Source organism: Synergistaceae bacterium, assembly GCA_017443945.1.
Classification (GTDB): domain Bacteria; phylum Synergistota; class Synergistia; order Synergistales; family Aminobacteriaceae; genus JAFUXM01.
In genome coordinates this window covers 1-3,228 of sequence record JAFSXS010000073.1, presented here as the reverse complement: position 1 = coordinate 3,228, position 3,228 = coordinate 1, and the positions used below count along the sequence as shown (strand labels likewise).

General features: G+C 41.5%; 5 protein-coding genes. All 5 read left to right on the top strand.

The features are described from left to right. The first annotated feature begins 101 nt into the window (after positions 1-101). Genes IJT21_08060 through IJT21_08040 form a run of 5 tightly spaced genes read left to right on the top strand, consistent with a single transcriptional unit; the run spans position 102 to position 3,199 of the window. Entirely contained in the window at positions 102-338 is a 237-nt protein-coding gene (locus IJT21_08060; protein ID MBQ7578201.1) for a hypothetical protein, read from the top strand. Beyond that, on the top strand, positions 338-1,792 hold the full coding sequence (locus IJT21_08055) for a phage tail sheath family protein (protein ID MBQ7578200.1): 1,455 nt from the start codon (positions 338-340) through the stop codon (positions 1,790-1,792). The genes IJT21_08060 and IJT21_08055 overlap by 1 nt, the downstream gene beginning before the upstream one ends. 5 nt (positions 1,793-1,797) lie before the next feature. Further along, entirely contained in the window at positions 1,798-2,319 is a 522-nt protein-coding gene (locus IJT21_08050) for a phage major tail tube protein (GenBank protein ID MBQ7578199.1), read from the top strand. A 3-nt stretch (positions 2,320-2,322) separates the two neighbouring features. Further along, positions 2,323-2,643, top strand: a complete 321-nt coding sequence (locus IJT21_08045) for a GPW/gp25 family protein (GenBank protein MBQ7578198.1) — start codon at positions 2,323-2,325, stop codon at positions 2,641-2,643. Then, positions 2,636-3,199 (top strand): phage baseplate assembly protein V, encoded by a 564-nt coding sequence (locus IJT21_08040; GenBank protein ID MBQ7578197.1) that lies wholly within the window; start codon positions 2,636-2,638, stop codon positions 3,197-3,199. The genes IJT21_08045 and IJT21_08040 overlap by 8 nt, the downstream gene beginning before the upstream one ends. Positions 3,200-3,228: the final 29 nt, after the last annotated feature.

Sequence of the window (3,228 nt, the reverse complement as noted above, 5' to 3'; positions counted from 1 at the left end):
CACCCCCCCACCCAGTTTATGCTCTGGAGTCTCGTTTATAGCAAAAAATTTACCGCTCATTAATGCAATTTATTATATAATTTGTGCGAGGTGATAATAACATGATACAACTAGTCTATTGCGGCCCTAACTGGTTAAAATTCGGTCTGCAAAAATATCAAGTTTTCATTAACGGCTTCGACTTCAGCACTAAGGAAGCTATTAAAATTTGTCCCGAAATTGAAAATCTATTTTGCCCACCTGATGAATTAGACTCATTCAGAGAAAAAATTAACACTTCAGGCTCCCGCGAACACAGACTTTATGAAATCGCTCAAGCAAAGGCAGGTGCTAAATAATGGCATTCAAACATGGTGTGTATACCCGCGAAGTTCCTACAAGTTTAATCCCCGTCGTGCAAATGGAGGCCGGTCTACCCGTCATTGTTGGTACAGCTCCAATCTTCATGAAGGACGAGTCAAACGTTAATCAAGTTCAATTATGTTACAGCTACGACGAAGCTATTAACTCGTTCGGTTATAGCCATGACTGGGAAAAATATACTCTTTGCGAATTTATTTATTCTCAATTTGCGCTTTACGGTATGGCCCCCTGCGTGTTAATCAACGTCTTTGACCCCAGCAAGCATAAGGAAATTAAACCCTTGACAGATTATGAGATTCTTGACTCGCAAATTAATCTTGGCCAAAATGTAATTATTTCTGCAGGATTAACTTTCGAGACCGGCAAAAATTTTGTTCGTGATCAAGATTATTCGCTTGATTATGACTCAGACGGCAACGCAATTGTTGATATTATTCAAACTGGAAGCATGGCAGGTCTTGCAAGCTGCAAAATCAGTCTCACTCTCGCAAAACCTGAAAACGTAACTGCAAGTGATATCATTGGCGGAATTGATGTCCAGACAGGCGCATATAAAGGTCTTGAGCTCATTAATCGAGTCTTCCCGAAATTCAGAATCGTCCCCGGCCTTATTGGTGCTCCGGGATTTAGCGAAAATCCTTCTGTAGCTGCTGTCATGCGCGCAAAAGCTGATAACATCAACGGCATATTCACGGCTCAGGCTGTAATTGATATTCCGTGCGATAGTGCAGGAGCGCCAAATTATTCACGAGTCCCCGAATGGAAAAATCGAAATAATTACATGGCTGAACGTCAAATTGTCTGCTGGCCAAAAATTAAGCTCGGTGATGAAGTCTATCACTTAAGCACGCAGTTAATAGGTCTCATGAACAAGACAGACAAGGCGCGGGGCGATATCCCCTACAAGTCCCCAAGTAATGAATTATTGCAAATGGACTCTTGCGTCAATGATAATGGTGATGAAATTGATTTAGGGCTTGAACAGGCTAATTATTTGAACTCTCAAGGCATTGTAACGGCTTTAAACTGGATTGGAGGGTGGCGCGCTTGGGGAAATAGAACCGGCTGTTATCCTGCTGTTACTGACGTGAAAGACGCTTTTATTCCGATTCGGCGCATGTTCGATTATGTCAGCAATCAATTTATTTTAACGTTCTGGCAGAAAGTAGACGAACCTCTGACAATAAGACTTATCCGGACAATAATATCAAGTTTTGACATGTACTTAAATTCACTGCAGGCTATGGACGCGATTTTAGGCGGACGAGTCGAATTTATCGAGTCAGAGAATGCGATTATTAATCTCATGGACGGAAAATTGACTCTGCATATTTTCATGACGCCTCCGAGTCCCGCTGAAGATATCGAAGGCATATTTGAATACGATCCGGATTACATTAACGAACTATTTGAAGCCATGAGGAGGTAATAAGCATGCCGAATTTGATACCAGAAAAATTTATAAACTTTGCAGTCTACATTGACGGTTTTGACGAGTCCGGAATCGCTGACGGGACATTACCGAGTCTCGAAGCTATGACAAGTGAAGTCAAAGGCGCGGGCATTGCAGGTGTAGTCGATTCACTCGTGTTAGGTCATTTCAACAGCACGACTCTTAGTCTTAAATGGCGAGCAACTCCGAGCAATTTTTATGTGCTTGCGAACGAGATAACTCACATGATAGACATTTACGGCGCTATCCAGCAATACGACGCTGGCTCAGGGACTATGCGTGCAGTTCCGTTACACATTTTTTGCCGGGCTATCACTAAGAAAAATACTTTGGGGAATCTCGTAGTAGGCGATTCACAAGAGTCCGAGACTGAACACGAAGTATATTTCATAAAAATTGAGCTCGACCATATTGAACGATTAATGCTCGACAAGTTCAATTACATTTATCGAGTAAACGGCGTTGATTATCTTGCGGAAGTAAGACGCGCCCTCGGAAAATAATAAATGCAGGAAATAGATTTAATTCTTGACAAACCTCAAGAAATAAATTTTGCTCCGGTTAATGAGTTACAGGAGATTTTACAGAATGTGCGGACTATCCTCACGACGTACAAATTTTCTGTACCTCTTGACCGCGAATTTGGAATCAGCGCAACTTTCTTAGACGAAGCTCAACCCCGCGCAATTGCATTATTATCGAGTGAGATTGCTGAAGCGATAAATTTATACGAACCCCGCGCGAAATTACGAGAAATAAATTTTAACGGAGACTCAGACGGCAGATTTTACCCAGTTATACGAGTGAGGCTGAATTTAAATGAGTGAACAGGCAAGTATTTCAAGATTTGGCTATGTGAGTGATTATGACCCTACACGGCATATGGCGCGAATTCAATTCCCGGACAAAGATAATTTAATTTCAGGTTGGCTTCCCGTCAGTGTGAGAAATTCTTTACGCAATCATGATGAACATCATTTAGACATTGGCGAACACGTTTTTTGTGTCATGCAGGGTAATGGACTTGAGTCTGGCTGCGTCGTGTGTGCGGTTTATGACGATACTAATAAATCTCAAGTCGGCGATAAAGATAAACGCGCGATAAATTTTTCGGACGGCTCCAGCATTATTTATGACCGCGCAAATAATGAATTGAACATTAACAGCGTGAAGAATATTAATATCACGGCCGGACAAGATATCACGATTACTGCGAAAAAGTGTAATATTAATTTCACTGATGGTGCGAGTATCAGCTATGACACTGCAAGCAAAGAATTAAATATTTCTTCGCGGGATAAAATTTTTATTCGTTCCAGCAACTATATTGAAATTAGCGCCGATTCTCTCATAAAGTTTGAAGCTCCCGTTATTGACCAGTAAATTATATTCGCGCTTCCTGGGTGGGGGGT

What these genes read in the sequence shown, in the direction of transcription:
- IJT21_08060 (MBQ7578201.1), top strand. Translation starts at nt 102, where the DNA reads ATGATACAACTAGTCTATTGCGGCCCTAACTGGTTAAAATTCGGTCTG.
- IJT21_08055 (MBQ7578200.1), top strand. Translation starts at nt 338, where the DNA reads ATGGCATTCAAACATGGTGTGTATACCCGCGAAGTTCCTACAAGTTTA.
- IJT21_08050 (MBQ7578199.1), top strand. Translation starts at nt 1,798, where the DNA reads ATGCCGAATTTGATACCAGAAAAATTTATAAACTTTGCAGTCTACATT.
- IJT21_08045 (MBQ7578198.1), top strand. Translation starts at nt 2,323, where the DNA reads ATGCAGGAAATAGATTTAATTCTTGACAAACCTCAAGAAATAAATTTT.
- IJT21_08040 (MBQ7578197.1), top strand. Translation starts at nt 2,636, where the DNA reads ATGAGTGAACAGGCAAGTATTTCAAGATTTGGCTATGTGAGTGATTAT.